20 protein-coding genes are annotated in these 25,135 nt (G+C 68.7%); 7 read left to right on the forward strand and 13 right to left on the reverse strand.

Annotated elements, in window-relative coordinates:
* The first annotated feature begins 47 nt into the window (after positions 1 to 47).
* The 3 genes from AC5P5X_RS11610 to AC5P5X_RS11620 all read left to right on the forward strand — a co-directional run bounded on the left by AC5P5X_RS11610 (position 48) and on the right by AC5P5X_RS11620 (position 3,521).
* Entirely contained in the window at positions 48 to 1,166 is a 1,119-nt protein-coding gene (locus tag AC5P5X_RS11610; RefSeq protein WP_005411829.1) for an SDR family oxidoreductase, read from the forward strand.
* Between the two features lie 123 nt (positions 1,167 to 1,289).
* A complete protein-coding gene (locus tag AC5P5X_RS11615) occupies positions 1,290 to 2,705 on the forward strand; it encodes an XVIPCD domain-containing protein (protein ID WP_060380427.1) in 1,416 nt (471 codons plus the stop codon).
* 165 nt (positions 2,706 to 2,870) lie between these two features.
* A complete protein-coding gene (locus AC5P5X_RS11620) occupies positions 2,871 to 3,521 on the forward strand; it encodes a hypothetical protein (protein ID WP_258391104.1) in 651 nt (216 codons plus the stop codon).
* Here the strand turns inward: AC5P5X_RS11620 and AC5P5X_RS11625 are convergent.
* Positions 3,480 to 4,577: a serine hydrolase domain-containing protein gene (locus AC5P5X_RS11625; protein ID WP_111117922.1), complete on the reverse strand. Its 1,098-nt coding sequence runs from the start codon at positions 4,575 to 4,577 to the stop codon at positions 3,480 to 3,482. The two genes, AC5P5X_RS11620 and AC5P5X_RS11625, sit on opposite strands and share 42 nt — an antisense overlap.
* A 191-nt stretch (positions 4,578 to 4,768) precedes the next feature.
* On the opposite strand from AC5P5X_RS11625, the gene AC5P5X_RS11630 reads away from it, so the two are divergent.
* The gene (locus AC5P5X_RS11630) at positions 4,769 to 5,155 is read left to right on the forward strand and encodes a BlaI/MecI/CopY family transcriptional regulator (protein ID WP_005407516.1); all 387 of its coding nucleotides are present in this window, start codon (positions 4,769 to 4,771) and stop codon (positions 5,153 to 5,155) included.
* A 3-nt stretch (positions 5,156 to 5,158) separates the two neighbouring features.
* A complete protein-coding gene (locus AC5P5X_RS11635; RefSeq protein ID WP_111189535.1) occupies positions 5,159 to 7,147 on the forward strand; it encodes a M56 family metallopeptidase in 1,989 nt (662 codons plus the stop codon).
* Positions 7,148 to 7,213: 66 nt separating this feature from the next.
* On the opposite strand, the gene AC5P5X_RS11640 is transcribed toward AC5P5X_RS11635, so the two are convergent.
* The 3 genes from AC5P5X_RS11640 to AC5P5X_RS11650 all read right to left on the reverse strand — a co-directional run bounded on the left by AC5P5X_RS11640 (position 7,214) and on the right by AC5P5X_RS11650 (position 11,103).
* Positions 7,214 to 7,528: an I78 family peptidase inhibitor gene (locus tag AC5P5X_RS11640; RefSeq protein WP_065183486.1), complete on the reverse strand. Its 315-nt coding sequence runs from the start codon at positions 7,526 to 7,528 to the stop codon at positions 7,214 to 7,216.
* 66 nt (positions 7,529 to 7,594) lie between these two features.
* Positions 7,595 to 8,617 carry a ribonuclease H-like domain-containing protein gene (locus AC5P5X_RS11645; RefSeq protein ID WP_049460837.1) on the reverse strand — a complete coding sequence of 341 codons (1,023 nt, stop codon included), beginning with the start codon at positions 8,615 to 8,617 and terminating at the stop codon, positions 7,595 to 7,597.
* Positions 8,614 to 11,103 (reverse strand): DEAD/DEAH box helicase, encoded by a 2,490-nt coding sequence (locus AC5P5X_RS11650; RefSeq protein ID WP_111189534.1) that lies wholly within the window; start codon positions 11,101 to 11,103, stop codon positions 8,614 to 8,616. Before AC5P5X_RS11650 ends, AC5P5X_RS11645 begins: the two co-directional genes overlap by 4 nt.
* Before the next feature lie 211 nt (positions 11,104 to 11,314).
* Between AC5P5X_RS11650 and AC5P5X_RS11655 the strand changes: the two genes are divergently transcribed.
* Positions 11,315 to 11,833: a hypothetical protein gene (locus tag AC5P5X_RS11655; protein WP_062606887.1), complete on the forward strand. Its 519-nt coding sequence runs from the start codon at positions 11,315 to 11,317 to the stop codon at positions 11,831 to 11,833.
* A 40-nt stretch (positions 11,834 to 11,873) separates the two neighbouring features.
* Positions 11,874 to 12,548: a hypothetical protein gene (locus AC5P5X_RS11660; protein ID WP_111189533.1), complete on the forward strand. Its 675-nt coding sequence runs from the start codon at positions 11,874 to 11,876 to the stop codon at positions 12,546 to 12,548.
* 60 nt (positions 12,549 to 12,608) lie between these two features.
* Here AC5P5X_RS11660 and AC5P5X_RS11665 read toward each other — a convergent pair whose 3' ends face one another.
* The 9 genes from AC5P5X_RS11665 to AC5P5X_RS11705 are packed head-to-tail and all read right to left on the reverse strand — an operon-like array spanning position 12,609 to position 24,957.
* A complete protein-coding gene (locus AC5P5X_RS11665; protein ID WP_111189532.1) occupies positions 12,609 to 14,417 on the reverse strand; it encodes a hypothetical protein in 1,809 nt (602 codons plus the stop codon).
* Entirely contained in the window at positions 14,414 to 16,579 is a 2,166-nt protein-coding gene (locus AC5P5X_RS11670; RefSeq protein WP_111189531.1) for a hypothetical protein, read from the reverse strand. Before AC5P5X_RS11670 ends, AC5P5X_RS11665 begins: the two co-directional genes overlap by 4 nt.
* On the reverse strand, positions 16,576 to 17,697 hold the full coding sequence (locus AC5P5X_RS11675) for a BatA domain-containing protein (protein WP_099479081.1): 1,122 nt from the start codon (positions 17,695 to 17,697) through the stop codon (positions 16,576 to 16,578). The genes AC5P5X_RS11670 and AC5P5X_RS11675 overlap by 4 nt, the downstream gene beginning before the upstream one ends.
* Positions 17,694 to 18,590 (reverse strand): DUF58 domain-containing protein, encoded by an 897-nt coding sequence (locus tag AC5P5X_RS11680; protein ID WP_111174262.1) that lies wholly within the window; start codon positions 18,588 to 18,590, stop codon positions 17,694 to 17,696. The genes AC5P5X_RS11675 and AC5P5X_RS11680 overlap by 4 nt, the downstream gene beginning before the upstream one ends.
* A 7-nt stretch (positions 18,591 to 18,597) precedes the next feature.
* Positions 18,598 to 19,581, reverse strand: a complete 984-nt coding sequence (locus tag AC5P5X_RS11685) for an AAA family ATPase (protein WP_005407527.1) — start codon at positions 19,579 to 19,581, stop codon at positions 18,598 to 18,600.
* A 16-nt stretch (positions 19,582 to 19,597) separates the two neighbouring features.
* Positions 19,598 to 20,305, reverse strand: coding sequence for a DUF4159 domain-containing protein (locus AC5P5X_RS11690; RefSeq protein WP_005411842.1), 708 nt, complete (start codon positions 20,303 to 20,305; stop codon positions 19,598 to 19,600).
* Positions 20,305 to 21,639 (reverse strand): TldD/PmbA family protein, encoded by a 1,335-nt coding sequence (locus AC5P5X_RS11695; protein WP_049460822.1) that lies wholly within the window; start codon positions 21,637 to 21,639, stop codon positions 20,305 to 20,307. Before AC5P5X_RS11695 ends, AC5P5X_RS11690 begins: the two co-directional genes overlap by 1 nt.
* 21 nt (positions 21,640 to 21,660) lie before the next feature.
* Positions 21,661 to 23,295: a TldD/PmbA family protein gene (locus AC5P5X_RS11700; RefSeq protein ID WP_005407530.1), complete on the reverse strand. Its 1,635-nt coding sequence runs from the start codon at positions 23,293 to 23,295 to the stop codon at positions 21,661 to 21,663.
* A gap of 30 nt (positions 23,296 to 23,325) precedes the next feature.
* Positions 23,326 to 24,957 (reverse strand): TldD/PmbA family protein, encoded by a 1,632-nt coding sequence (locus AC5P5X_RS11705; protein WP_181453874.1) that lies wholly within the window; start codon positions 24,955 to 24,957, stop codon positions 23,326 to 23,328.
* Between the last annotated feature and the right edge of the window lie 178 nt (positions 24,958 to 25,135).

The following is a 25,135-nucleotide window of genomic DNA, read 5'->3' on the forward strand; positions in this document are numbered from 1 at the left end:
AGTGCCGGCCGCTGGCCGGCAATCCCATTCCCCCCGAGGAGACCTGCATGGCCACCACCAGGAAAACCCCCGCCCGCCGCAAAGCCTCACCCAAGGTGCGCAAAGGCAGCACTGCAACCAGGACCATCGCCGACCCCGATCGCCCGCGCGTGGTGAAGACTGCAACCCGCAAGGCCGCCGCCAGCGATCCCCGCGCCGCCCGCGTTGCGGCACGGCAGCGGCGCCTGCAGGACCAGGAGAAGGCCAAGGACGCCCGCGCGGCCAAGAAGGCAACCAAGAAGGCAACAAAGAAGACCGCGACCCAGGCCGGAGCACGACGCCAGCCGGAGGCGATGCCGGCGCAGCAGCTGGCCAAGCCCGGGCACGAACACGAACTGGAGCTGGCGCCGCGTTTCCTTGCACCCGACTACACCGGCAGCGGCAAACTGCAGGGCATGCGTGCGATCGTCACCGGTGGCGATTCCGGCATCGGCCGCGCGGTGGCGGTGCTGTTCGCACGCGAAGGTGCCGACGTGGCCGTGCTGCACCTGGACGAGGCCGAGGACGCGGACATCACCCGCCAGCACGTGGAGCGCGAAGGCGGTCGCTGCGTGGTGATCGCCGGTGACGTGCGCGATCCGCGCTTCTGCGACAAAGCGGTGAAGCAGGTGGCCAAGGCGTTCGGCGGCATCGATATCCTGGTCAACAACGCCGCGTTCCAGCTGCACTGCGAGCGGCTGGAAGACCTGGAAGACGCGCACCTGCAGGAGACCCTGCAGACCAACATCGGCGGGTACATCCAGATGGCGCGCGCGGTGCTGCCGCATCTGGGCGAGGGCGCCAGCATCATCAACACCGGTTCGGAAACGGGAATCTTCGGCAGCAAGGCGCTGATCGATTACTCGGCGACCAAGGGTGCGATCCACGCGTTCACCAAATCGCTGGCCAGCCAGCTGCTGCCGCGCGGCATCCGGGTCAACTGCGTGGCGCCGGGGCCGGTATGGACGCCGCTCAACCCGGCCGACAAGCCGGCGCAGGACGTGGCGGAATTTGGCAAGGACAGCGACATGGGCCGGCCTGCACAGCCCGAGGAACTGTCGCCGGCCTACGTGTTCCTGGCCTCGCCGGCCTGTGCCAGTTACATCAGCGGGGTGATCCTGCCGGTGATGGGCGGGCCACGCGGGTGAACAGCACTACGGCGTGGCGTCTGCTGAACGGGGCTTCGCGCAGGTGTGTGGCGTGTGTCAACGGCTGCGCCGGTGCGGTGGGGTAGGCTGGACTCCCATACCGATCACGTTCAGGGAAAGATCATGCCGGAGATGGATATCAGCGCAGCGGCCGATGAAGTCGTCGCCCTGTTGCGGCAGAACGATGCCCGTGGCGCGGCCGCCCGCCTGGAGGCCCTGCACAACGGCCAGCGTGCGGTGGTGCAGGAATCGCTGGATCGCTACATCGCGGCGCGGGGCGCCACCGAGCTTGAGGCGCTGCGACGGAGCGGTGGCGTATCCGCCACCGACGCGGCCACGGTCAAGCCGATGCTGGATCGCCTGAGCGACGCGACGCGCCCACCGCGCATGCCCGACGCCGCGGAGACTGCGGGCCTGAGCCAGGCCCAGCAGTACGACGTGTATGGCAGTATCGTGGCCCAGCGCGGCAACGCCGCGGCGAACGATGCGATGGCCACGCAGGATCGCGTGGTGCTGGGGCTGCGCGACGAGAACCGCACCACCGAGGCGCGAGGACGTGGTGTCTACGACGACCGCATCGTGGTGCTGTGGAAGGATGCGCAGGGCCACGGCCATGTGCGCGAGTTCAACCAGGCCACGACAGAACCGACCGCCCAGTACGACGGACACGCCAAGACCACGCCACGCAGCCCTGGCTTCGGCAACGTGGCGCCGCGTACCAAGACCGAGGGCGAGGACGTCAATGGCGACCGGGTCAAGGATCTTGGACGGTTGGGCGAAGGCACCACCGAGATGCGCGCGACCACGCATCCGCGCAACGGCCATCCCGATGAGTTCGCGTTGCGCCCTTCGCAGGCGGCGATCACCGCCGGCGCTGGACGGGTGGAGCGCGACAGCAATGGCGATGGCTGGTTCGATGCGCGCGATACCCAGGGCGTGCAGCACCTCAACGACACCTTCAAGATCCATCGTGGCAGCCGGTCCAATACCGATTCGGCGGGCTGCCAGACCATCGGCGGCGGTGAGTACGACGACTTCGTGGCGACGGTACGCGGCACCCCCGGGCAGAACCGCTGGCAGTATGTGCTGACCTCGGTTGCGCCGGGCCAGGCGCGCGGGCTGGGACAGGACACGCCGCTCGCGGCCAATGACGATCCCCGGCAGCCGCAGCATCGCGACCATGCCCTGCAGCAGCAGATCAGCACGCACCTGCAGGCCTTGGGCGGGCGCTACGCCGAGCATGCCGATGACTACAGTCTGGTCTTGCTGCGCGAAGCGAAGGCCGCAGGCATCACCCGGGTCGACCAGATCGTGGCCAGCAATCCCAGTGGCGGCCGCGCTGCGGGTGAGACACTGTTCCTGGTGCAGGGCAATCCGGGCGATCCGGCGGCCGTGCGCGCAGGCGTCAACGCAGCCGAGGTGCGCGAGACTGCGGTGGAAACCAGCCTGCGCCAGCTGCAGCAGCAAGCGCGCGAACAGGGTGCACCCGTGCCCGCGCCGGCACAGCAGCACGAAGCACCCGCGATGGGAGGACGTTGAAGGATGGTCCGTCTACCCTTGATGTCCGGTTTGCCGTGGGTGTTGCTGCTGGCGTGCAGCGCATGCGCACCCGCCGGGGAGCACACCGTGCCGGTCGCACCCGCTGCGAAGCCTGAGGCGAAACCGGAGACCTTGCCTGCGCAGGCAGGACCCACTGAACGCGGATTGCCTGCGTTACCGGAAGCTTCCGGCAGCGCCCATTCCGGCGGCCGCTACGCTGCGCTGCCCGAACCGGCCAGGCGGGTGCTGGCGCAGTTGAAGTGCAACGTGGAGAGTGCCGGCAATGCGCAGGTGCTTTCCATTCCCGCGCAGGGTGGCCAGCAGGATTTCATGGTCACCGATCGCAGCGGACCGCGTTTCCGCTACTGGATGCGCTCGTTCTCCAGCAGTGGCGGTACCACCGGGTATCTCGTGCAGCTGCAGGACTGCCCAGCAACCACCACGGGCATGCGCGCCTACATCGCGCAGGGAGCCGCACCGCTGCAGGATGTCACCGCGTCGTTGCTGGCGCAGGCCGAGCTGCCTGATGCGGCGACGATGACGGCTTACCAGGACAGGGGCGCGGGCGATCTGTTCGCCTTCATCGGGCAGCTGGACAAGGTGCCGGTGGTGCGCTGGGTGGCCGAAGCCGACCCCGAGCAGCCATTGGCCGACGCTGCGCGCAGCTTCGACCATGGCAATGCCATCCACGGCGGTTTCCTGCGCTGGAACCAGGATCACTTCGAAGTGGACAGGACCGTGCCGGCCGGGCTATGGCCCTGCGATGACAGCCCGCTATTGCCGTGCAGGGGCGACCCGTTCGTGACTGGGCGTTGAGACATCGCGCGCATAGAAATCGGCAATGCGTGGAATGAACTGCTGCGGATTGGCACCGACAAGATTGGTCAGCACCACCACCGCCACGCCGCGCTCGGGATAGACCACGAACGCCGAGCGCGCACCGCCGATACCGGCCACTTGAAGGTCGGGCGATGCGCGCAGTACCGGCCAGCCCCCCGCCCACGGGCCGGCACGGCCATCCGCCAGGCGCTCTGCGCTCCACATCCGCCGCAGGGCGGTCTCCGGCAGCAGGCGACCTTCGGTCAGCGCGACCAGCCAGCGCGCGGTGTCGTCGGCGGTGGTGAGGATGCCGCCACCGGCCCACAGCGAAGGCGGTATGTCGTAGAACCAGTGCGACAGGCGGGACGGTGCATCCGCAGCGTCGGTGGCACGCGGGGCCAGGCTGTACATCGTCGCCGCATCCGGAATCAGGTCGTAGCTGTCGCCGAAGGTGGTGCGGGCCATGCGCGCGCTGCTGAACTGGCCGGTGGCGAGGAAACGTTCGTAGGGCATGCCGGATTGCTTTGCGATGATCCGTGCCAGCAGTACGTAGTTGGTCTGGTTGTAGGCGAAGCGCTGCCCGGGTTCGGCTTCGAGCGGCTGCGCAGTGACGGCCGCCCACGCCTGCGCTTCTGAGCCACCGCCCAGCAGTCCCTTCGCATCAAGGATGTCCGGAAGGCCGGAGGTATGCGCCAGCAGCTGGTGTACGCGTACGTCGCTCCACGCTGGCGGAAGATCATCCAGGTAGCGCGAGGCCGGCGCGTCCAGATCCAGCTGCCCCTGCTGGGCCAGCTGCGCGGCGGCCACGCCGGTGAACGCCTTGGTGGCCGAATTGAGCGGGAAACGGGTGTCGCGCGAGGCAAGCACACCGTTCTCCACGTTGGCCAGCCCGTAGGCCTCGGACAACACCGTCTGCCCGTCCTTGACCACCGCGATCTGCAATCCCGGGATGCGCTGCTCCAGCATGATCTGGCGGATCAGGCGACGGGTCTGGTCGTTGGCCTGGTCCTGGCTGGCAGAGACGGCGGCGAAGGGCAGTGCACTGATGAGCATGAGCAGGACTCGGAGCATTGGGCGGGACATGCGGAATTCCAGCGGGGCGTTGCGGATCGGATGCAGCGGGCGGGTCAAAGGTTTAAGCGCTCGGTGGTGCCTACCGTTCGTCGGCCCATGACTTCCGGGGGGTTGACTACAGTTGTCGTCAAGCTGACAGTGACGACACGTGTAGTCAAGGGAGTGGTGTCATGCGTGGCAAGACCATCGGGGACCAGGAACTGGCCCTGCTGCAGTACATCGATGAACATGCGCCGGCCACGGTCGGCGAGGTCGCCAGTGGCTACGGCGAGGCCCGCGGCCTGGCCCGTTCCACCGTGCTGACGATGATGGAGCGGCTGCGGGCGAAGGGGTATCTTCAGCGCCGGCAGCAGGACGGCGTCTACCGCTACCAGGCCACCCGTGGCCCGCAGAGCGTGCTGCAGGGTGCCGTGGCCCAGTTCGTCGACAACACCCTGCAGGGCTCGGTGTCGCCGTTCGTGGCCTACCTGTCGCAGCGCCAGCAGGTCAGCGACAACGAACTGGCCGAGCTGGAAGCGCTGGTCGCCCAACTCCAATCGCGTCGCCACGAGGGCTGAGCCATGGACACCACGATGCTGATTCCGATGCTGGAACGGTTGGGCTGGACCAGCCTGCAGACCGTGCTGCTGGTGGCGCTGGTGTACGGCCTGTGCCGCGCGCTGCCGTCGCTGTCGGCGGCGACCCGCTGCCGTCTGTGGTGGCTGGTCTCGCTGCAGGCCGTGCTCGGCCTGTTCTGGAGCCAGCCGTTGCAGTTGGCCTGGCTGCCGGCGCCGCAGGCGGTGGCGATGACCGCGACCGACGTGGCCGCTGACATCGTCTACCCCCTGGCCCCGGAGGCCTCTGCACAGTTGCTGGCCGCGATGCCGCTGCCCGCGGCCGAAGTACCGGCAGTTGCGTGGTGGGCGGTCGCACTGTCCGCGCTGTGGCTGTCCGGCGTGCTGGTGATGGCGCTGCGCACCTTCGGTGAGTGGCGCCGCTGCCGCGCACTGCTGGCTGCGGCGTATCCCTGCGAGGACGAAGCGCTGGTGCAGGCCCTGCAGCTGGCCTCCGATGCCCACGGCGTGCGCCGTGCGCCGCGGCTGTGGATGAGCACGCAGGTGGACGCACCGCAGCTGGTCGGGCCGTTCCGCCCGGTGCTGCTGCTGCCGGCCGGCGACAACGTCCTGCAGGGCGATGCGCTGGACCTGGCACTGACCCACGAACTGCAGCACCTGCAGCGCCGTGACCTGCAATGGGGCCTGCTGCCCGCGCTGGCCCAGCACCTGTTCTTCTTCCACCCGCTGCTGCGCCTGTCGGTGCGCGAATACGCGCAGGCCCGCGAGGAAGCCGTGGATGCGGCGGTGGTCGGCCAGCATGGCGCCAGCCGCCAGGCCTATGGCCGCCTGTTGCTGCAGCTGGGCGTGGCCCCGCAGCCGCATCTGGGCGTGGCCAGCGCCGCACCGAGCACCACCAGCCTCAAGCGTCGCCTGCTTTCGCTGCAGTCGCACCGGTCCTGCCCGCGTCTGCTGGCGGTGGCGCTGACCGCTGTGGTGGTGGTGGTGGGCGTGGCACCGATGCGGCTGGTCGCAGCGCCGGTGCCGCCGGCCCCGCCCGCACCTCCGGCCGCCCCGAAGGCTGTGGTGCCGCCCCCGCCGAAGGCTCCGGAAGCCCCGCCCGCACCAGCCTCGGCCGCGCGCGTTCCGGCCGAGCCGGTGGCTCCCGCACCGCCCGCAGAACCGGCCGATATGGAAGAACCCTCCGGTCCTGACGATGCCGATGTGGCCGATGTCGACGATGCCGCTGGCATGGATGAGGACCATGACGGCACGACCACCACCTCCTCCATCACGACCTACGGTCGCCTCGATCTGGGCAAGTCGCCCCGGGAGGCCTTCGTGCTGGTCGATGGTGATTCGACCTTCGCCAACGGCGGCATGGACGACGTGATGGTGGCCCGCAGGCAGCTCGGCAAGGGCCCGGCGCTGTGGTTCCGCCAGGGCGACAAGCGCTATGTGGTGCGCGACCCGATGTTGATCCAGTCGCTGCAGCGCGCCTATGCCGGTGCGGCGGACCTTGGTCGCCAGCAGAGCGAACTGGGCCGCCAGCAGAGTGCGCTGGGCCGCCAGCAGGGCGACCTGGGCAAGCAGATGGGTGAGATAGGGCGTCTGCAGGGTGAAGAGGCGCGCCGCCTGGCACTGGCCGCAGCGGAGGCCGCGCGCAGTGCGATGGCCGCGCATGACATCAACCGCGAAGCGGCGGCCGAAGCGGCGAAGGCGGCGCGGGGCGCGACCAACGACGCGGCGGTTGCACGTGAGGCCGCACGTGAGGCTGCCGCCGAGGCGCGTCGTGCGATGCAGGAAGTGGACAACGAAACCGCGCGTGCCAGCCGCACCCGCGCCATGCAGCGCCTGGCCAGCCAGCAGTCTGAACTGGCCAGCCGCCAGGCGGCGCTGGGCAGCCAACAGGCCGCGTTGGGCGAGCGCCAGGCACGCGTGCACGCGCAGGCATCGCAGCAGGCGCAGCAGGTGATCGCGCGCGCACTGGCCAGTGGCAAGGCCGAGCGACTCTGATCGGTAGTGCCGGCCGCTGGCCGGCAATGGGGGGTGCCGGCCAGCGCCGGCACTACCCTGGGAACATCAACCGCAGCTGGCGCGCTCGATGCGGTTCTGCGCATCCACCTGCACGGTCACGCGGTCCTGGCGGAAGTCCATGGTCACCGCCATACCCGGCTTGACCACCCGTGCATTGCGCGCACCGCTGTCAGCCACCAGTTTCTTGATCGTGGCTTCGTCGGCGGTCCTGCCGGTGAAGGCGTCCAGCGCCTCCGGTTTGCATTCGTGCGCGGCATCGGCCACGGGCGCTGGCGCGGGATCATGGGAGGTGCTGCTGCCGGCATGACTGCAGGCGGCCAAGGGCAGGATGGCGAGCAGGACCAGGGGATTGAGGTGCATCGTCGGGCTCCAGGCGTGGATGGTGGCGGCAGTGTCGCCGCTGCCACCGTCAGGCCGCGTCAAGGCCTATTGCCCGACCAGCGCCAGCGTCTCGCGCTCGCGCTGCTCCTCGTGCACCAATCGTTGCAGCAGCAGGGCCAGCGTCACCACATCCTGATGGTTGTGGTCGGCCACCCGGCGCAGGTTCACCGCGTCGCCGCCGCGCAGGAAGCGCAGCCATGCGCCCGGCGCTTCCGAGCCGGGCAGGTCGTCCTCGCGCACCACGCGCAGCAGCTGGCGCTCGATGGTGGACAGCCTGCAGTTCTCCCAGGTGCCGCGATAGCGGCGACGGGTGGGGTAGAGCAGGTCCACATGGTCCAGCGCGGTGATCGGATCGCGTTGTCGCGCCAGCCGGTAGCGCGCCTTCAGCAGCGGCGCATCGTAGCTGCGGCCGTTGTAGCTGCAGAACACGGTGGAGGGCTGCAGCCAGCTGGCGAAGGTGGCCAGCATCGCTTCTTCCGCAGCCATGGTGGACATCAGCAGCTGGCGGATGCGCAGGCCTTCGCCACGCTGCGGGCACACGTGCCAGTCGGCCGCGCCGATCATGAAGGCACGCGTGCCGGTGCCACCGGCCAAGCCGGTGGTCTCGGTATCGAAGAACAGCAGGTCGCGCGCAGCTACGTGCTGGTCCTCGCGCTTGGCGAAGGCCAATGACAGCGGGGCGGTCGGGATTGGTTGCGGCTGCAGCGATTCAATCAGGAACAGGCCCGGCGCGATCTCCTCGCCGGGCAGCTGACGATCCTGTGCACTGGCGCGTGCCGGCGCGGCTCCACCGCGCGAACGCAGGCCGAGCAGGCGATGCAGACCGCCCACTTCCGGCCGACGCAGCGGTGCGGGTGCCGGTGTGGAGACCGCAGCGCCGGTCGGCTTGTGGCGGATCTCCTGTTCGACCCAGGCGAACACCGAACGTTCGGCCGGTGGTTGCCGCGCATCGTTCGCGGCCACGGGTGCCGGTGGCGCAGGGGGCACGTCCGGCGCGGCCGGTGTGCTCGCCTTCGGGTCGCCGGCCTGCCGCCGCAGCAGGCGCAGCTTGTCCAGGCTCAGGCTCACGGTGCCAGCAGCTCCATCGGGTCGCGCGTGGTCACCACCACGTCGGGCACGTGCTGGCAGGCGTCGGCATCGAACAGGTCGAGCACGCGCAGCGCCAGCGCGCGCGGCGAAGTCTCATCGTCTTCCTTCGCGGCCAGCACCGGGCCCACGCAGGCCGGGCAGCCGGCCCTGCAGTCGCAGCGCTGCACCAGTTCGCGCGCGCGCTGCACCAGTTCGGCCTGGCGCTGCCACAGCGGTTCGCTGAGGCCGACGCCGCCGGGGAAGTTGTCGTACAGGTAAACGGTGGGCACGAACTCCTGCAGCAGCTCCACCCCACCGGGATCGCCCTCGCTGCCGCGCAGCTGGCCGCGGCCGCGCTGGTCGGCGATCGCGAACCAGGAACCATCGCCGTTGCCCACCGACTTCTGCAGGTCGCGCGCATCGGCCATCACCGCCACGGTGGCGACGATGTGCAGTGCATACGCGGCGCCGAGGAAGCCATCCAGCGCATCCTGCTTGCTGGCGAACGCGCGCAGCAGCAGCGCCTGCGGCAGCTGCCACCACACCGCAGTGGTGTGCAGTTCCTGGTCGGGCAGGTTCACCGGCCCGTAGCCGATGTTCTCGTGGGTGTAATAGCGGATCTTCTTGTAGCCGGCCACGCGGCGCACCACGTGCACTTCGCCATGATGCGAATCGCCACGGCCGGCCACGCCGCCATCGAAACGGTCCAGCACCTTGAGCTTGGTGAAGTCGATGCTGTCGGTGTAGTAGTCCACGTGGGTGCGGGTGACGTAGGCCTTGCGCCCCTCCCAGTCCAGCGTCTCCACCTGGTACGGGGTGGACTGCACCATGTGGATGGCGCCCTCGTACAGGGTGAGCGCGGCGGCGGAGTAATCGACCTCGGCGATGATCTGCTGGCGGCCATCGCTGCGGTCGACCACCACGAAGTTGCCGTCGGCCACCGCACGCAGGCTGACCGCGTTGGCTGGATAGCTGTCGGCGATCCATTCCCAGCGCTCGCCTTCGCGGTGGATCACTTCTGTCTCTGCCAGCGCTTCCAGGAATACCTCCGGATCGATCGGGCCGAAGCCATCGCCGACCCGGAACGGCAGCTCGAAGGCCGCGCAGCGGATATGGTCGAACAGGATCAGCGGCTGGTCCGGCGCGATGCGCGCGTGCTCGGGCGAGGCCTCGGCGAAGAAGTCCGGGTGGCGAACCACATACTGGTCCAGCGGCTGCGAGCTGGCCACCATCACTCCCAGTGCGGGTTGCTGGCGGCGGCCGGCGCGGCCGAAGCGCTGCCAGGTGGCGGCCACGCTGCCGGGGTAGCCGTTGAGGATGACCACGTCCAGGCTGCCGATATCCACGCCCAGTTCCAGTGCCGACGTGCTGACGATGCCGTCGATGTTGCCGGCACGCATCGCGCGCTCGGTCTCGCGCCGCTCGGTGGGCAGGTAGCCACCGCGGTAGGCGCGGATGCGCGGCGGTTTGCGCGGGTCGTGGTCGAAGATGTCCTTCAGGTACTTGGTCAGCACTTCCACCATCAAACGTGTCTGCGCGAACACCAGGGTCTTCAGCCCGGACTTGATCGCGATGCGCGCGATGCGGTTGCTCTGTGAGCGCGCCGAGGCGCGCAGGCCCAGGTCCGGATTGATCACCGGCGGGTTCCACAGCAGCACCTGTTTCGGCCCGCTGGGCGCACCGGATTCAGTGATGGCAGTCACCGGGGCCTCGATCAGCGCCTCGGCATGCGCCTGTGGGTTGCCGATGGTGGCCGAGCACAGGATGAACTGCGGTTGCACGCCGTAGAACGCGCAGATGCGCTTGAGCCGGCGCAGCACGTTGGTGACGTGGCTGCCGAACACGCCGCGATAGGTATGCACTTCGTCGATGACGATGTAGCGCAGGTTCTCGAAGAACTGCGCCCACTTGGTGTGATGCGGCAGGATGGCCTGGTGCAGCATGTCCGGGTTGGACACCACGATGTCGCCGTGCAGGCGGATGGCCTGTCGTGCATCGCCGGGCGTGTCGCCATCGAAGGTGAAAGCCTTTACGCCCAGATCGCCGGCGCGGTTGAGTTCCAGCAGCTCGGCCACCTGGTCCTGGGCCAGTGCCTTGGTCGGGAACAGGTACAGCGCCTTGGCCTTGTCCTGCATTGCCGCGCTGACCACCGGCAGGGTGTAGCACAGCGACTTGCCGCTGGCGGTGGGGGTGACGATGGCCACGTGCTCGCCGCGCTGGCTGGCCTCCCAGGCTTCGGCCTGGTGGCTGTAGAGCTGTTCGATGCCACGCGCCTTCAGCGCAGCGGCCAGGGCAGGCGGAACTGAATCGGGAATGGGCGCATAGCGGCCTTCGCGGCCGGGAATGGCAAAGCTGCCGGTGATGCGGTCCTGGTAGCGGCGCTGCAGGCGCGCGCTGAGCAGGGCGCCGTCGCGGGCGGGCAGGCCGTCGCGCGTGGCGAGCTTCTGCTCGGCATCGGCGGTGCGCTTGGCGAGTTCGTAGGCCATGGAAGATGGAGCCGGGACGGATTGCGAGGGGTCACATGGCACCACACTCACGTCTCAGGATGTGAGACACCGCACACGGAGGGCGTGAACCGTTCAGTGCCCGCGTCCCGTGGCGTCGCCGCATCTCCCCTGGCTGAACAGCTGCCAGTGCAGCAACGAAATCTGAAGCCGGCATCCGTATCCTTGGGCGCTGGACGCAACCAACAGGTGGATGGCTGTGGCACGACGTGGAACGCAGGGAGCCCTCCTGGCCGGCATGCTGCTGGCCGGCATCGCGCAGGCGCAGCAGGCCACGCCGGTGGCGGTGCCCGATCCTGCGCCCGTTCCCCCGGTGGATGCTTCGGCGGCAACCACCGCACCGATCTCCACCGCTCTGCCGCAGGACAACGTCACCACCCTCGGCGAAGTGCGTGCGCTCAAGCCGGAAGACGAGCCGCTGGATCTCTACCGCTTCAAGAACCCGGTGAAGTTCGGTGACAACCGCTTCAGCCGTGACTGGAGCGAACCGCCATCGCCGGAGCAGGTGAGCATGGGCGGCGGCTACATCATGATGGGCGTGGTCAAGGGTGTGATGGCGGCGGCCAAGGGCGTGAACAAGCTCACGGGTGGACCTTCGCAGATCCAGGCCGCCGTGGCGCGGCCGCCGCCGGAACTCAGTGCGGAACAGCAGCGGCGCGCGCTGCTGTTCTCCCAGGAACAGAATGCTGGCGACGCGCCGCCGGTGAAGTAGGCCGGTATATCCTGCCGGCTTCCCCACCAATAGTGCTGCTATGTTCCTGCGTTCGATCTGCCTGATGGCCGCGTTGCTGCCGGCCTCCGCCTTCGCTTCCGGCATCGCCGATGACGGCGCCTGCCGCAATGGCGCGTTCCCGTCCGAACAGAGCCGGTTCGCACTGGCACGGGTGGTCGATGCTCCGCGCCTGTACCTGCTTGGCGACATGGACGGCTGCCCGGCCAAGGGCGAACCGGCCTGCCGACAGCGCAGCTATGTGGTCAACGGCGATACGGTGGTGACCGGGCGCGACCTGGGCGCTTATCGCTGCGCGTTCTTCCCGAACAGGGTGGGTGGCAGTGCCGGCTGGGTGGACCGCAGCAAGCTGCAGCCATTGCCGGTGGCCGTGCCGTCGCTGCAGGACTGGGCGGGCAACTGGAAGGACGGCGACAACGGCCTGCGCATCACCGTGCAGGGTGGGCAACTGCATGTGGAGGGGGACGCCTACTGGCCCTCCGCCAACCCCACGCCGGAGCAGCGTCCCTACGGACCGAACATGGGCCAGGTGGAAGCGCGCGCCGCGCCGCGCGGTGCCGACGTCGAGTTCGTCGAGGATACCTGCAAGGTACGCGTGCATTCGCTGGGCGAGGTGCTGATCGTGGCCGACAACAGCGAATGCGGTGGCATGAACGTGCGCTTCAACGGCGTGTACCGGCGCGCGGGCAAGGGTTGAAGGACGCCTGACGGAGGGGGGCAGAGCCCTTCCGCGGGCGAAAGGGATCCGACCCCGGGGTCAGCGCCGCCGTTCCAGCCACCACAGCAGCGATGCGCACAACACGAACGCCAGCCACCACGGCCAGCGTGAGCCCGGCACGGGCTGCATCACCGACGCGTTCGCCGACGTGCTGGAGGCCAACGCCTGCGTGGTCGCATCGATCATCGCCTGCCGATGCAGTGCAGGTGCGTCCTTCGGGTCGAACACATAGCGCCAGACGATACTGTCGCCATGCCGCAGGCGCTGCCAGCCTGCCTCACGGGGCCACCAGCCGGCGCAGCGCAGCGCCGACGTTGCACCATCGGCGATCAGCGGCACGCTGTCGCCACGCGGGTTGAAGGCCTGCAGCGGCGCCTGCACGCCGCACAGCGCCTGCCGTTCGCCTGCCCAGCTGATCGGCTGTGGTGACCACAGCGCATCACCGCTGCCCTGCGCGCGTGCCAGCGTGGCAACCACGTCGCTCCACAGTTCGCCGTGGCGGTCATCGCGGCCTGCCAGCACCCAGCGCCAGCTGTCGGTCAGCGGCAGCAGGCCGATGCGGCCCTTGCCGACCGCGCGCCAGCCGCCGACGGCCTGGCCGCCCCGATCGTGCAGCAGCGCGTTGCTGCCCGGCGCCTGCAACGCCAGTGCTTCCAGCGAAGGCAGCGCGGCACTGTGCGAGCTGCGGTCGGCCTCCTCGCCGTAGCCGGTCGGCAATGTGCCAGCGGCGAGCGGGCCACGGCGTGCGGCGAGGATCGCGCTTTCGCCATCGCCGGGAAGTTCGAGGGGGTGGCTGCTGCCATCACCCTGCACTGGCAGGCCCAGATCGCGAAGGCGTTGCCGCGCGCTGGCCGAAGGTGCGCCCGCACTGCGCACCAGCACGCCCAGTCCATCGCGCAGCGCCTGGCGCACGGCGGCCAGCTGGCCCGCACTCAATGCCGCCAGGCTGCGCTCGTCCAGCAGCAACAGATCGCTGCGCGTGAGCGATGCTGCATCGATCGACACCGCGCCATCGCCGATGCTGAGTCCGGCCCCGGTATCCGCCTGCACCTGCACACGGATGCCTGCATCGGCTGCCCAGCGCCGCAGGTACTTCAGCTCTGGACCCGGCGCGCCGGCGCGCACCAGCAGGCGCAGCGGTGCGGACGGCAGGGTCTGCTGCGGCACCGGTACGCTGTCCACCACATGGCCGTCGGCATCGAGCAGGCGCAGCTGGAACACGCTGCGGCCTTCGGCGCGGGCGATGCCACTCAGCTGCACGCGACCGTCGTCGGCAACGTCCGTGCGATCGACCACGCTGTCGGCCGGGTCGAGCAGTTCGGCCTTCGCCTTGGCCGCGCCACGCGCCTGCGCCAGCACGTCGAAGCGGGCACCGGGTGCGACATCGGCCGGCGGCTGCAGCGCGATCCAGCCGCGCGGCTCCGGTGCAGCCTGCCAACGCACATCCGGCGGCAGCACCGCGTCGCGGTCACGTGCGACCAGGCCCGCACCGACCAGCGTCAGCGTGGCGGCCGGATGCTGGCGCAGCGCGGTGGCCAGGTCGGGTACGCGCTGTGCGCCGGGCACATCGGCAGCTTCCGGCAACAGCAACAGCGGGCCTTCGCTGGCCGGGAGTGCGCCGGCCTTGCCGGCATCGACGCCAAGCACGACCAGCCCACCTGCGGGTTGCTGGCGGGTGGGGGGCGCCAGGCAGAAATACAGCAGCGTGGCGACGATGATCTGCAGTGCGATCACGACCCACCGGTGGCCGGGGTGCGCAGTGTCCGCACGCAGCTGGCGCACGCTGGCGATGACCACGATCAGGGCGAGTGCCGGTGCAATCCACAGGTTCACAGCGGAGGCATTCATGGCTGCGCCTCCAGCGCGTCGAGGTAGCGCTGGCCCATCGCATCGGCGGCACTGCGCCGCATCGCCTGTGGCAGCGGACGCTGCAGCGCCCGCCACAACTGTGCGCGCAGGCGCTGGCGGCAGTCGCCGCAGTCGGGCTCGATGCGCAGCTGCTCGATGGCCGCAGCCAGATCGAGTGCATCGGGCAGGTAGGCGGCGTTGCGCTGCTGCCAGGCCGCCAGCGCATCGAGATTCGGTGCGCCGTTGTCATCACCGAGGCGTTGCCAGGCTTCAACGATGGCCGGGTCCGGCGGGGTTCGCGCGGCCAACGGCAGTTCACGACTGGCCAGTCCGGCGCGATCACCGCCCAGCCGGCGGCTTTCATCGATGGGTGGCAGCTCCGGCCCGACCCGGGCCAGGTAGATGCGCTCGGCCTGCTGCACCTGCTTGATGAAGCCCAGCGCCTTGTAGGCAAATGGCAGCGCCTGCTCCGGGCGGCCCTGGCGCAGCTCGCCTTCGGCCGACCACATCTGATCCAGCGCGGCCTTCAACGTGGCGCGGGTCTGCGGATCGAGCAGGGTGGTCGCCTCGGCGTGGTCATGTGTGTGCCCGTATTCGGAAAGCACGTCGGTCTCGCTGCCGAACACCGGCGGGATATCTGCGTTGGCTGTACTGCCATGATCGTGGCCATGGTCGTCTTGCGCGCCGGCCTGCGCGCCATGGTCGTGTTCGTGATCGTCGTTGTGGCCGTCTGCGGTCGGCGCATCGCTGGTGGGCAGGTCGCTGGTCGGCGGCGGCTTCGGCGCACCTTCGCTTTCCTCGCCCAGGAACTGGCCGTAGCGCAGGCGCAGGATGCGCTGGTCGACACCGATCGCATCGCTGCGCTTCACGAAGTCCTCGGCGGCCAGGCTGGGTCGCTGCCGGATCAGCGCTTCGGCATCGATGATGATCTGCCGCTGGCTGCGGAAGTACGCAGGCAGGGTCTTCTTGATGCGGCCCTCGAGCTCTGCACCGAGCGCGACTTCGGCGCTGGGCAGGCGCAGGATCACGCTGCTGCTGCGCCCGGTCTGCGGCGTGGGTGCATGATTGTCGCGTACCTCCAGCTGGGCGATCACATCGTTGCCAGGCTGCGCGCCCAGCGCAGCCAGATCAAGGGTGTGGGCGAAACGCCGCGCGGTGGCTTCGCCGCTGCCGGCAAGTGTGACGCTGCGCTTCACGAAGGTGATGTTCTCACCGCTGCCCTGGGTAGTGGTGATCGACAGCGTTGCCTGCGCCGCGACACCGTAATCGTCGCTGGCCTCGAAGCGCAGTGCCCACTGCCGTTGCCCCGGCGTGCCCAGCACCAGGCTGGCCGTGGGCTCCAGTACGCGCACGCTGGGTGCACGGTCGGCCACCACATCCAGCCGATGCAGGCGGGTCTCTGCCAGTGCCGGTTCGCTCACCACGCGGTACAGCAGCGGCATACGTGCCACATCCTGCGCCTGCCACTGTCCTTCGCGCTCGCTCAGTGGCAACCGGCGACCATCGTGGAACTGCAGCCATGCCTTGTCCGGGGCGCGGTCGAAGCGCAGGGACCAGGACAGCCGGCTGTCGGCGGCAACCTTCGCATCCAGCGCATTCTGGGTGAGCGTGGCCTGGCCGGTATAGGCCGGCGCGTCGATGCGCAGGCGGGTGGACTGCAGCCGCAGCGGGCCCGCAGCAGCAGCGCTGCCAGGCGTCGGCGTGCGGACAGGCACGGAGCCGGGGCTGGAACGTGGCCAGCCGAATGCCAGCACAACAATGGCCAGGCCTGCGATCCAGTACAGCGCCAGTGCCCCACGCGGCCAGCGCGGACGCAGCTCCGGCATCGCGCGTTCCAGCATGGCCAGCACATGCACACGCTGGCGCTGCTGCAGCGGATTGAGCGTGGCGGCATCGGCGAACAGCAGATCGGCACTGTCCTCGCTGGCACCACTGCCATCGAGCTGGCGCTGCAGCCACTGCCGGTCCAGTTGGCGGGCACGTGCAGTGGCGAAGGCCGCACACGCGAGCAGGCTGATCGTGCCGACGACGCAGGCGATATCGAAGCCTGCCAGACGCAGGGCCAGTATCGTTGCGGCCAGCGCCCACGGCAGGCACAGCAGCAGGGTGATGAGCGCACGGCGGCGGCGCGCGCGTTGCCAGGCGTGTTGCAGGGCATTCATGCGCCCACCCTGCGCCGGGCGCTGCTGGCCATCCAGCGTTCCAGCGCGAACAGCAGCACGACGGCCAGCAACAGCCAAGGCGTGGGCTCACGCAGCGGTGGTGTTGCAGCAGGCAATGCGGTCCGCTGCGGTGCCTGGTCACGTGCATCGCCCAGGCGCGGGGCCGTAGGCGGCTGCAGCGCCAGCAGCAGGGCACGTGGCAGGCGCGGATCGCGCAGCGCAGGGTTGCTGGCGGCATTCCAGCCACCCGGCAGCGCCAGCAGATAGCCGTGGCCGATGCGTTGCTGCCACAGCAGCGGTGCGCCCTCGGCATCGCGCAGCAGGATGCGGGCGCTGGCAGCAGGCTTGCCGGCAGTCATGACACGACCGCCGCCGCGCAGCCACGCCTGCCAGTTCGCCGGCAGTGCATCGCTGCGGCTCCACACGCCGATCTCACCGCGCTCCGGCAGGGCATCCGCCGGCAGCGGAGCAAGCGGTGACTGCACGCCCCACGCGCGCTGCAGTGCGTTCAACCAGCGCTGGGCAGTGGCCGAAGCATCGCTGTGCACGCGCAGGCGCGGCGACGTCGCGGCACTCGGTTGCGCAGTGACCGGCATCGGCTGCGTGTGCCACTGCACGTCGCGCGACAGCTGCAGGCGGGCACCATCCAGGCCGGGCAGGGGATCGGGAACGTGCACGGTCAATGCGGTGCCGACGGGCAGCTGCGCGTCCAGTTCGCGCAGCAGGCTGGGCAGGGAGGCGGTGGCTGCAGGGGGTGCCTGATCAATGGCGGGGAAGCCGGGTGCCAGCCAGTGCCAGTTGCCATCCTCGGCCGTTCCACGCAGGGTCGTAGCATCCAGTCCCGGCGCTACCACGGTCCATGCAGCGGGAGGCGCCGTCGGGCCAGTCAACACAGGTCGTGCCAGCAGCAGGGCCAGTGCGGCCAGCAACAGCAGGCGCACCAGCAGCAACGGCCAGTCATCGAAGCGGATGCGCTGGCGTGGCCGTATCTGCGCGCGCAGCCAGCGCAGCGCGGCGAAATCCAGTGGCGTGTACGGATGGCGGCGGGCCAGGTGGATCAGCAGCGGCAGCAACCCTGCGGCGAGCGCGGCCAGGCCGAGCGGGAACAGCAGGGTCATGCATCGCCCCCACGGCCAAACAGCGCCTGCAGCGCCTGGTCCAGCGGCTGGTCCAGCCAGCCGGTGGCACTGGCAATCCCGTTGGCCTGCAGGCGCGCATGCAATGCGCTGCGTGCGTCGGCGAAGCGCTGCAGGTAGTCAGCGCGGATCGCCGCACCATCGCCCAGCAGTTCCTCGCCGGTCTCCGGGTCGCGGAAGCGGTGGCCGACGTCGAATGGGAAGTCGCGCTCGTCGGCGGTGAGGATCTGCAGCAGTGCCACTTCGCGGCGCGCGCTGGCCAGTTGTTCCAGCAGCACGATGCCGGCGTCGTCGAAGCCATCACCGATTGCCAGCAGCAGGTCGCCCGGGCGCACGCGCTCCCACAGCGGCCGAAGGCGATCGGCCGCAGGCCAGGCGCCGCGCGCCTGCAGGGCGTGCAGTTGCAGATGCACGCGATCACGCTGGCGCGCGCCGTTCGCCGCGGGGACCAGCTGCAGGCCATCGCCATTGATCGCCAGCAGGCCGAAACGGTCACCCTGCTGCAAGGCCAGCTCAATCACGCACGCGGCCACGCCGCGCATATGGTCCAGACGCGAGTGCTGCGGTGCCGCGCGATCCGCCTGGCCGGCCGAGGCGGTGGCATCGAGCAGCAGCCAGACCGTGATCGGGCTTTCGCGTTCGGACTCGCGCACGAAGAAGCGGTCCGAGCGTGCATACAGCTTCCAGTCGATCTGGCGGAGTTCGTCACCAGGCTCATAGGCACGGTACTGGGCGAATTCGAGGCCGGCACCGCGGCTGCGGCTGGCGTGCTGGCCGATGCCACTGGCACCGCTGGCCAGGCGCGGCCGCAGCCGCAACATGCGCAGGCGCGCACGCAGTTCGGGCGGCAGGGTCAACGGCGTACCTGCGTTCACGCGTGGCTCAACCCGGGAAGGGCACGGCCTGCAGCAGCGCGGCGACCACGTCGTCGGCACGCTTCTGCTCGGCCTCGGCCGCGAACGACAGCAGCAGGCGATGGCGCATCACCGGCGCGGCCAGCGCCTGCACGTCCTCGCGGGTGGCGGCGAAACGGCCCTGCAGCAGTGCGCGTGCCTTCGCTGCCAGCACCAGCGACTGGCCGGCACGCGGGCCGGCGCCCCACTTCACCCATTGGTTGATCGCCGCCGGAGCACCGTCGCCGGGCCGGCTGGCGCGCACCAGGCGGGTGATCCAGGCGAGCACATCCGGGCTGACATGCACCTGGCGCACCGCGGCCTGCAGCGCGATCACCGCGTCGGCATCCATCACCTTCGGCACCGCGTCGGTGGCACCGCCGGTGGTCTGTTCCAGGATCTGCCGCTCCTCGTCTTCGCTGGGGTAATCCACCAGCACGTGCAGCAGGAAGCGGTCCAGCTGCGCTTCCGGCAGCGGGTAGGTTCCGGCCTGCTCGATCGGGTTCTGCGTGGCCAGCACGAAGAACGGCGCGGGCAGCGCGTAGGTGGTACCGGCGTAACTGACCGTGCGCTCCTGCATCGCTTCCAGCAGTGCGGCCTGGGTCTTGGGCGGGGTGCGGTTGAGTTCGTCGGCCAGCAGCAGGTGGGTGAAGATCGGGCCCTGCTGGAAGCGGAAGTGGCGATGGCCGGTGCCGTGGTCTTCCTCCAGCAGCTCGGTGCCGAGGATGTCGCTGGGCATCAGGTCGGGGGTGAACTGCACGCGCCGGAACTGCAGCTCCAGTGCCTGGCCGAGCGAGCGCACCAGCAGGGTCTTGCCGAGCCCGGGTGCGCCTTCCAGCAGGCAGTGGCCGCCGGCCAGCAGGCCGATCAGCAGCTGCTCGACCACGGTGTTCTGGCCCACTACTGCGCGTGCGAGCGCGGCGCGCAGCTCATCCAGGCGCGGCAGCAGGGAATCGAGGTCGGGGGAGGTCATGGGCGTGCAGGTCCTATCAGTTGTTCAACGCGTACATCACGATGTTGACGCCGAAGCGGGTGTTGTCTTCGGCCAGGAAGCGCTTGTTGCGCCAGTCGTAGTCCCACTCGCAGCCGTAGTCCTTGTTGCTGTACAGCAGGCCCAGGCGGCCGTCGACCTCGATGCCTTTCAGGTAGTCGTGCACCAGGTCGTCGCCCCAGCCGTTGAGTTCGAAGCTGGTGGCAGGCGGGCCATCCGGGAAGCGGAAGAAACTGCGGTACAGCGGGTGGCTGTTGGGCAGCTTCTGCAATGCCCTGGGCCCGAACAGGCGACCCATCTGCGCCTCGAACGAGGTAGCGAACAGGCCGTCGATATCGTGGTTGCAGTCGTCGACGAAGACGAAGCCGCCATTGCGCACGTAGCGCACGAAGTTCTGCCGTTCGGCGGCGTTGAACTCCACCAGCGTGTGCCCGGCCAGGTAGCAGAACGGCGCTTCCAGCATGCGTGGGTCGGCCAGCGCCACCACGTGTTCCTGCGGGTCCACGCGCAGCGAGGTGTAGTCGATCAGCGAGGTGATCAGGTTGGACGGCATGCGCGCGTCCACGTCCCAGTCACCGGAGTCGTACTGAAGGCGGGTGAACCAGAAGTCGTAGCGCGAACTGCGCGGGCCTGCCTGTGCCCAGGCTGGCAGCGCCGCCGCCGAAGCGGCAGCGGCCAACCAGCGCAGGCAGGCCCGGCGATCCATCAGACCGCGTCGGACAGCGAAGTGAAGGTGAAATCGCGCAGCTTCATCGGCGGGATCATCATCACGTAGCTGGATTCATCACCGGCCACGCGCACCGGCTTGCCCAGCTCTTCGATGTTGTTGAGCATGATCACCGGCGATTCGTTGAAGCGGAAGTTCTTCACCGGATGCTTGATCTGGCCGTTCTCGATGTAGAAGGTGCCGTCGCGGGTCAGGCCGGTCAGCAGCACGGTCTGCGGATCCACCATGCGGATGTACCAGGTGCGGGTAACCAGGATGCCCTTCTGGGTGCCGCGAACCAGTTCGGCGGTGCTCTTGTCGCCACCGCTCATCAGCAGGTTGCCCGGCGACGCCTTGGCGGTCTTGCCCTGCTTCTGCGCCCAGAAGCGCGAGTAGTCCAGGTTGGCGATCCTGCCGTTCTCGATGATGGCCATGCGCTCGCGGGGCAGGCCCTCGTTGTCCCAGGGCAGCACCGGTGCGTCCGGGTGCCACGGGTCGGCGATCATGGTCACGCGCGGGTCGTAGACCTGCTCGCCCAGCTTGTTGCCGCCGCCCTTCTTGGACAGGAAGCTGCGGCCTTCATCGGCCGAGCGTGCGCTGAAGAAGTTCATCATGAAGCTGATCAGGCCGGCCGCCGCAGCCGGCTCCAGGATCACCGTGTACTTGCCCGGTTCCAGCGCTTTGGCTTCGGCCGACTCGGTGGCCTTGCGCATGGCGATGCGGATGTCCTGGTCCGCCTTGAAGTCAGCCGCATCCTTCAGGTTGCGGCCGACCCAGCCCGAACCACGGCCATCCTCGGTGCGCACGGTGCAGGTGTAGTTGAAGTTGGTGGTGCGCTGGTAGGCGAAGTTGCCGTTGCTGTTGGCGGTAGCCTGGAAGCCCTGGCCGTCTTCGAGGAAGCCGGCGGCGATCAGGCCATGGCCACGGCACGGCGCGATTGAATCTGCGGCAACCTTGGCACGGAAAGCCGGATCGATCGCGGCAGTGGATTCGCTGAAGGTGGGGCTGGCGCGGTAGCTCTGCTTGCCGATGGCCGGCATGAACTCCGGGTTTTCCGGGGCCAGGCGGGCCAGGTCTTCGGCACGGCGCACCACGCGTTCCAGCGCGGCATCGTCGAACTCGTTGATCGAGGCCGTGCCGACGCGCTTGCCGAAGGCAACGGTGACCGCCAGTTCGGTGTTGTCGACGATGCCGCTGGTGGAGACATTGTTCAGTGCGAAACGGATGTTGCCGTCGATCGCGCCGGCCAGCACGGCGGTGCATTCGTCGGCCTTGGACAGGGCGATGACCTTGTCGAGGATGGCCTTGGCCTGGGCTTCGGTGAAGATACTCATGGTGTAAGGGCTCCTGACCGATCAGCCGAGGCTGCGTGCGGTGTTGATGACGTTGATGCCGTTGAAGCGCGCGGTGGACGAACCGTGCGAGACCGCCGAGACCTGGCCCGGCTGGCCCTTGCCGTCGAAGAACGAACCGCCCAGGCGGTAGTCACGCTCGTCGGCCACGGCGGTGCAGGCGTTCCAGAACTCCGGCGTGCGGATCTGGTAGGCCACGTCTTCCAGCATGCGGGTGATCTGGCCGTTCTTGATCTCGTAGAACAGCTGGCCGCCGAACTGCGCGTTGTAGCGCTGCTGGTCGATCGAGAACGAACCATCACCGATGATGTAGATGCCGTTCTCCACGTCCTTGATCAGGTCCGGCACGCTCAATGGCTTCTTGCCCGGTGCCATCGACACGTTGGCCATGCGCTGGAACTGCACGCTGGACCACGAGTCGGCATAGCAGCAGCCGTCGGACTCGGTCTTGCCGAGGATGTGGGCCTGGTCGCGGATAGTCTGGTAGTCCACCAGCTTGCCGTTGCTGATCAGGTCCCAGCGCTTGCACTTCACGCCTTCATCGTCGTACGCCACCGCGCCGAGGCTGCCCGGCTGGGTCTTGTCGGCGAAGATGTTGACCAGTTCGCTGCCGTACTGGAAATGCTGTTCGCGCTTGTCCAGGGTGGCGAAGCTGGTGCCGGCGTAGTTGGCTTCGTAGCCGAGCACGCGGTCCAGTTCCAGCGGATGGCCGATCGATTCGTGGATGGTCAGCCAGGTATGCGACGGGTCGAGCACCAGGTCGTACTTGCCCGGCTTCACCGACGGTGCCTTCAGCTTTTCCTGCGCCTGCCTGGCAGCGGCGATGGCGTCTTCCTTCATGTCGTAGGAAGAACTGTAGTTGACCACGCCATTGGGGCCGACCACCTTGCCTGCGGCGGCGCCATCCAGGTACTCGTAGCCCAGGCCCATCGGCGAGGACAGGCCCGAACGGGTGCGGAACTTGCCGCTGGACTTGTCGATGGCGGTGACCGTCATCGGCGCCCAGATACGGTGCACGTCCTGGTCGATGTAGGAGCCGTCGGTGGAGGCAAAGTACTTCTGCTCGTTGACCAGGAACAGCATCGAGTTGACGAAGCTGGCACCGGCGCCCATTGCGGCGGCGTTGACGTCCAGCAGCAGGCCGACCTTGTCCTTGATCGGCACCTCCATCGCGTTCTTGCGGATCGGCGTGCGCCAGCTCACCTCGCCCACGCCAGGCGCCTTGGCCAGCTGCACCGGCGCGGTCTGCACACCGGCGTTGGCCTTGGCGATCGCCGCCGCCTGCTGCGCGGCCTTGGCCACATCGGCCGTACCCAGCGCATTGGTGGCGGCAAAGCCCCAGGCACCGTTGACGATCACGCGGATGCCCACGCCGGTGGACTCGGTGTTCACCACGTTCTGCACCTTGTCCTCGCGGGTGATCACGAACTGCCGCAGGTAGCGGCCGATGCGCACGTCGCAGTAGGTGGCACCGGCCTGGCGGGCGGCGGCCAGCGCCGCATCGGCCAGGCGCTTCTTCAGCCCCAGGTCCAGCGAGCTCTGCAGCTGTTCGGCGGCGATCACCTTGCCGAAGAAGGAGGGCACGATCAGCCCGCCCGCGGTAAGCCCGGTCAGGGCCAGGAAGTCACGTCTTTGCAAGGCTGCTCTCCATGTCGAAGGATGGGTGGCTCAAGCGCCGAGACTGCGCGCGGTGTTGATGATGTTGATGCCGTTGAAGCGGGTGGTGGACGAACCGTGCGAGACCGCCGAGACCTGGCCGGGCTGGCCCTTGCCGTCGAAGAACGAACCGCCCAGGCGGAAGTCGCGTTCATCGCAGATGGCGGTGCAGGCATTCCAGAATTCCGGCGTTCGGATCTGGTAGGCCGCATCCTCGACCATGCCGGCGATCTTTCCGTCCTTGATCTGGTAGTACAGCTGGCCGCCGAACTGCGCGTTGTAGCGCTGCTGGTCGATCGAATACGAACCGCGGCCGTGGATCCAGATGCCGTTCTCCACGTCCTTGATCATGTCCTCGACGCTGAGCGGCTGCTTGCCCGGTGCCAGTGAGACATTGGCCATGCGCTGGAACTGCACGCTGGACCAGGAATCGGCATAGCTGCAGCCATGCGATGCATCGCGGCCGAGGATATGGGCCTCGTCGCGGGTGGCCTGGTAGTCAACCAGGATGCCGTCGCGCACCAGGTCCCAACGCTGCGTCTTGACGCCTTCGTCGTCGTAGCCGACCGCACCGAGGCTACCCGGCTGGGTCTTGTCGGCGAAGAAGGTGACGATGTCGCTGCCCCAGCGGAAACCGGCATCGCGCTTGTCCAGCGTGGCGAAGCTGGTGCCGGCGTAGTTGGCTTCGTAGCCGAGCACGCGGTCCAGCTCCAGCGGGTGGCCGACGTTCTCGTGGATGGTCAGGAACAGGTTGGACGGGTCCAGCACCAGGTCGTACTTGCCGGGCTTCACCGACGGCGCCTTCAATTTCTCGCGCGCGTGGCGGGCAGCTGCGATGGCGTCCTCGACCGGGTCGTAGGAATCGCGGTAAGCGGTGATGCCGCCGGGCAGCTGCACCTTGCCGCGCGCATCGCCATCGAGGAACTCGTAGCCCATGCCCATCGGCGAGGACAGGCCGGCGCGGGTGCGGAACCTGCCGCTGGCCTTGTCGATGGCGGTGGCGGTGAACGGCAGCCAGATGCGATGGATGTCCTGGTCGATGAACGAGCCGTCGCTGGAGGCGAAGTACTTCTGTTCGTTGACCAGGAACAGGGTGGAATTGATGTAGTCGGCGCCCGCATTCAGCGCAGCGGCATTGAGTGCCAGCAGCAGCTTGACCTTGTCCTGGATCGGCACCGCCATCGCGTTCCTGCGGATCGGGGTCTTCCAGTGCACCTCGCCGACCGACGGCGTTGGCGCCAGCTGCACCGGCCGGGTCTGGATGCTGGCGTTGGCACGGGCGATCGCCGCCGCCTGCTCGACCGCAGCGCGCACGGCGGCCTCGGTCTGCTGATGGGTTGCAGCGAAGCCCCAGGCGCCGTTGACGATCACGCGCACGCCCACGCCGGACGATTCGCGGTTGGTCACATTGCCGACCTGGTGTTCGCGGGTGATGACCGACTGGTTGAGATAGCGGCCGATGCGGACATCGCAGTAGCTGGCCTTGGCGGTGCGTGCGGCGGCCAGCGCCACGTCCGCCAAGCGCCTGCGCTGGGCGGTATCGACCGGGGCGAGCAGCTGCTCGACGGCGATGGCACGGGAATGCGGCAGCAGCAGGCCCGCCAGGCCCAGACCGGAAAAAGCCAGGAACTCACGTCGTTGCACAGCGTTTCTCTCTCTCGCTTGCGTGCGGTTGGCAATGGGCCGGACCGATCACGTCAACTCCTCGACTTTCGCCAGCGCGGGGCGTGGGGACAAGTGACTGCAGTCATGGTTGGGGGTGTTTCGGCAGGGCTGCGCCCTGCACCTGCTCAGAGCAACGGCAACGGCCAAAGCCAGAGCC

The sequence above is a fragment of the Stenotrophomonas sp. YJH_SMC_91 genome, from assembly GCF_059368495.1.

What these genes read in the sequence shown, in the direction of transcription:
- AC5P5X_RS11610 (WP_005411829.1), top strand. Translation starts at nt 48, where the DNA reads ATGGCCACCACCAGGAAAACCCCCGCCCGCCGCAAAGCCTCACCCAAG.
- AC5P5X_RS11615 (WP_060380427.1), top strand. Translation starts at nt 1,290, where the DNA reads ATGCCGGAGATGGATATCAGCGCAGCGGCCGATGAAGTCGTCGCCCTG.
- AC5P5X_RS11625 (WP_111117922.1), bottom strand. Translation starts at nt 4,577, where the DNA reads ATGCTCATCAGTGCACTGCCCTTCGCCGCCGTCTCTGCCAGCCAGGAC.
- AC5P5X_RS11630 (WP_005407516.1), top strand. Translation starts at nt 4,769, where the DNA reads ATGCGTGGCAAGACCATCGGGGACCAGGAACTGGCCCTGCTGCAGTAC.
- AC5P5X_RS11635 (WP_111189535.1), top strand. Translation starts at nt 5,159, where the DNA reads ATGGACACCACGATGCTGATTCCGATGCTGGAACGGTTGGGCTGGACC.
- AC5P5X_RS11640 (WP_065183486.1), bottom strand. Translation starts at nt 7,528, where the DNA reads ATGCACCTCAATCCCCTGGTCCTGCTCGCCATCCTGCCCTTGGCCGCC.
- AC5P5X_RS11650 (WP_111189534.1), bottom strand. Translation starts at nt 11,103, where the DNA reads ATGGCCTACGAACTCGCCAAGCGCACCGCCGATGCCGAGCAGAAGCTC.
- AC5P5X_RS11655 (WP_062606887.1), top strand. Translation starts at nt 11,315, where the DNA reads ATGGCTGTGGCACGACGTGGAACGCAGGGAGCCCTCCTGGCCGGCATG.
- AC5P5X_RS11660 (WP_111189533.1), top strand. Translation starts at nt 11,874, where the DNA reads ATGTTCCTGCGTTCGATCTGCCTGATGGCCGCGTTGCTGCCGGCCTCC.
- AC5P5X_RS11665 (WP_111189532.1), bottom strand. Translation starts at nt 14,417, where the DNA reads ATGAATGCCTCCGCTGTGAACCTGTGGATTGCACCGGCACTCGCCCTG.
- AC5P5X_RS11670 (WP_111189531.1), bottom strand. Translation starts at nt 16,579, where the DNA reads ATGAATGCCCTGCAACACGCCTGGCAACGCGCGCGCCGCCGCCGTGCG.
- AC5P5X_RS11675 (WP_099479081.1), bottom strand. Translation starts at nt 17,697, where the DNA reads ATGACCCTGCTGTTCCCGCTCGGCCTGGCCGCGCTCGCCGCAGGGTTG.
- AC5P5X_RS11685 (WP_005407527.1), bottom strand. Translation starts at nt 19,581, where the DNA reads ATGACCTCCCCCGACCTCGATTCCCTGCTGCCGCGCCTGGATGAGCTG.
- AC5P5X_RS11690 (WP_005411842.1), bottom strand. Translation starts at nt 20,305, where the DNA reads ATGGATCGCCGGGCCTGCCTGCGCTGGTTGGCCGCTGCCGCTTCGGCG.
- AC5P5X_RS11695 (WP_049460822.1), bottom strand. Translation starts at nt 21,639, where the DNA reads ATGAGTATCTTCACCGAAGCCCAGGCCAAGGCCATCCTCGACAAGGTC.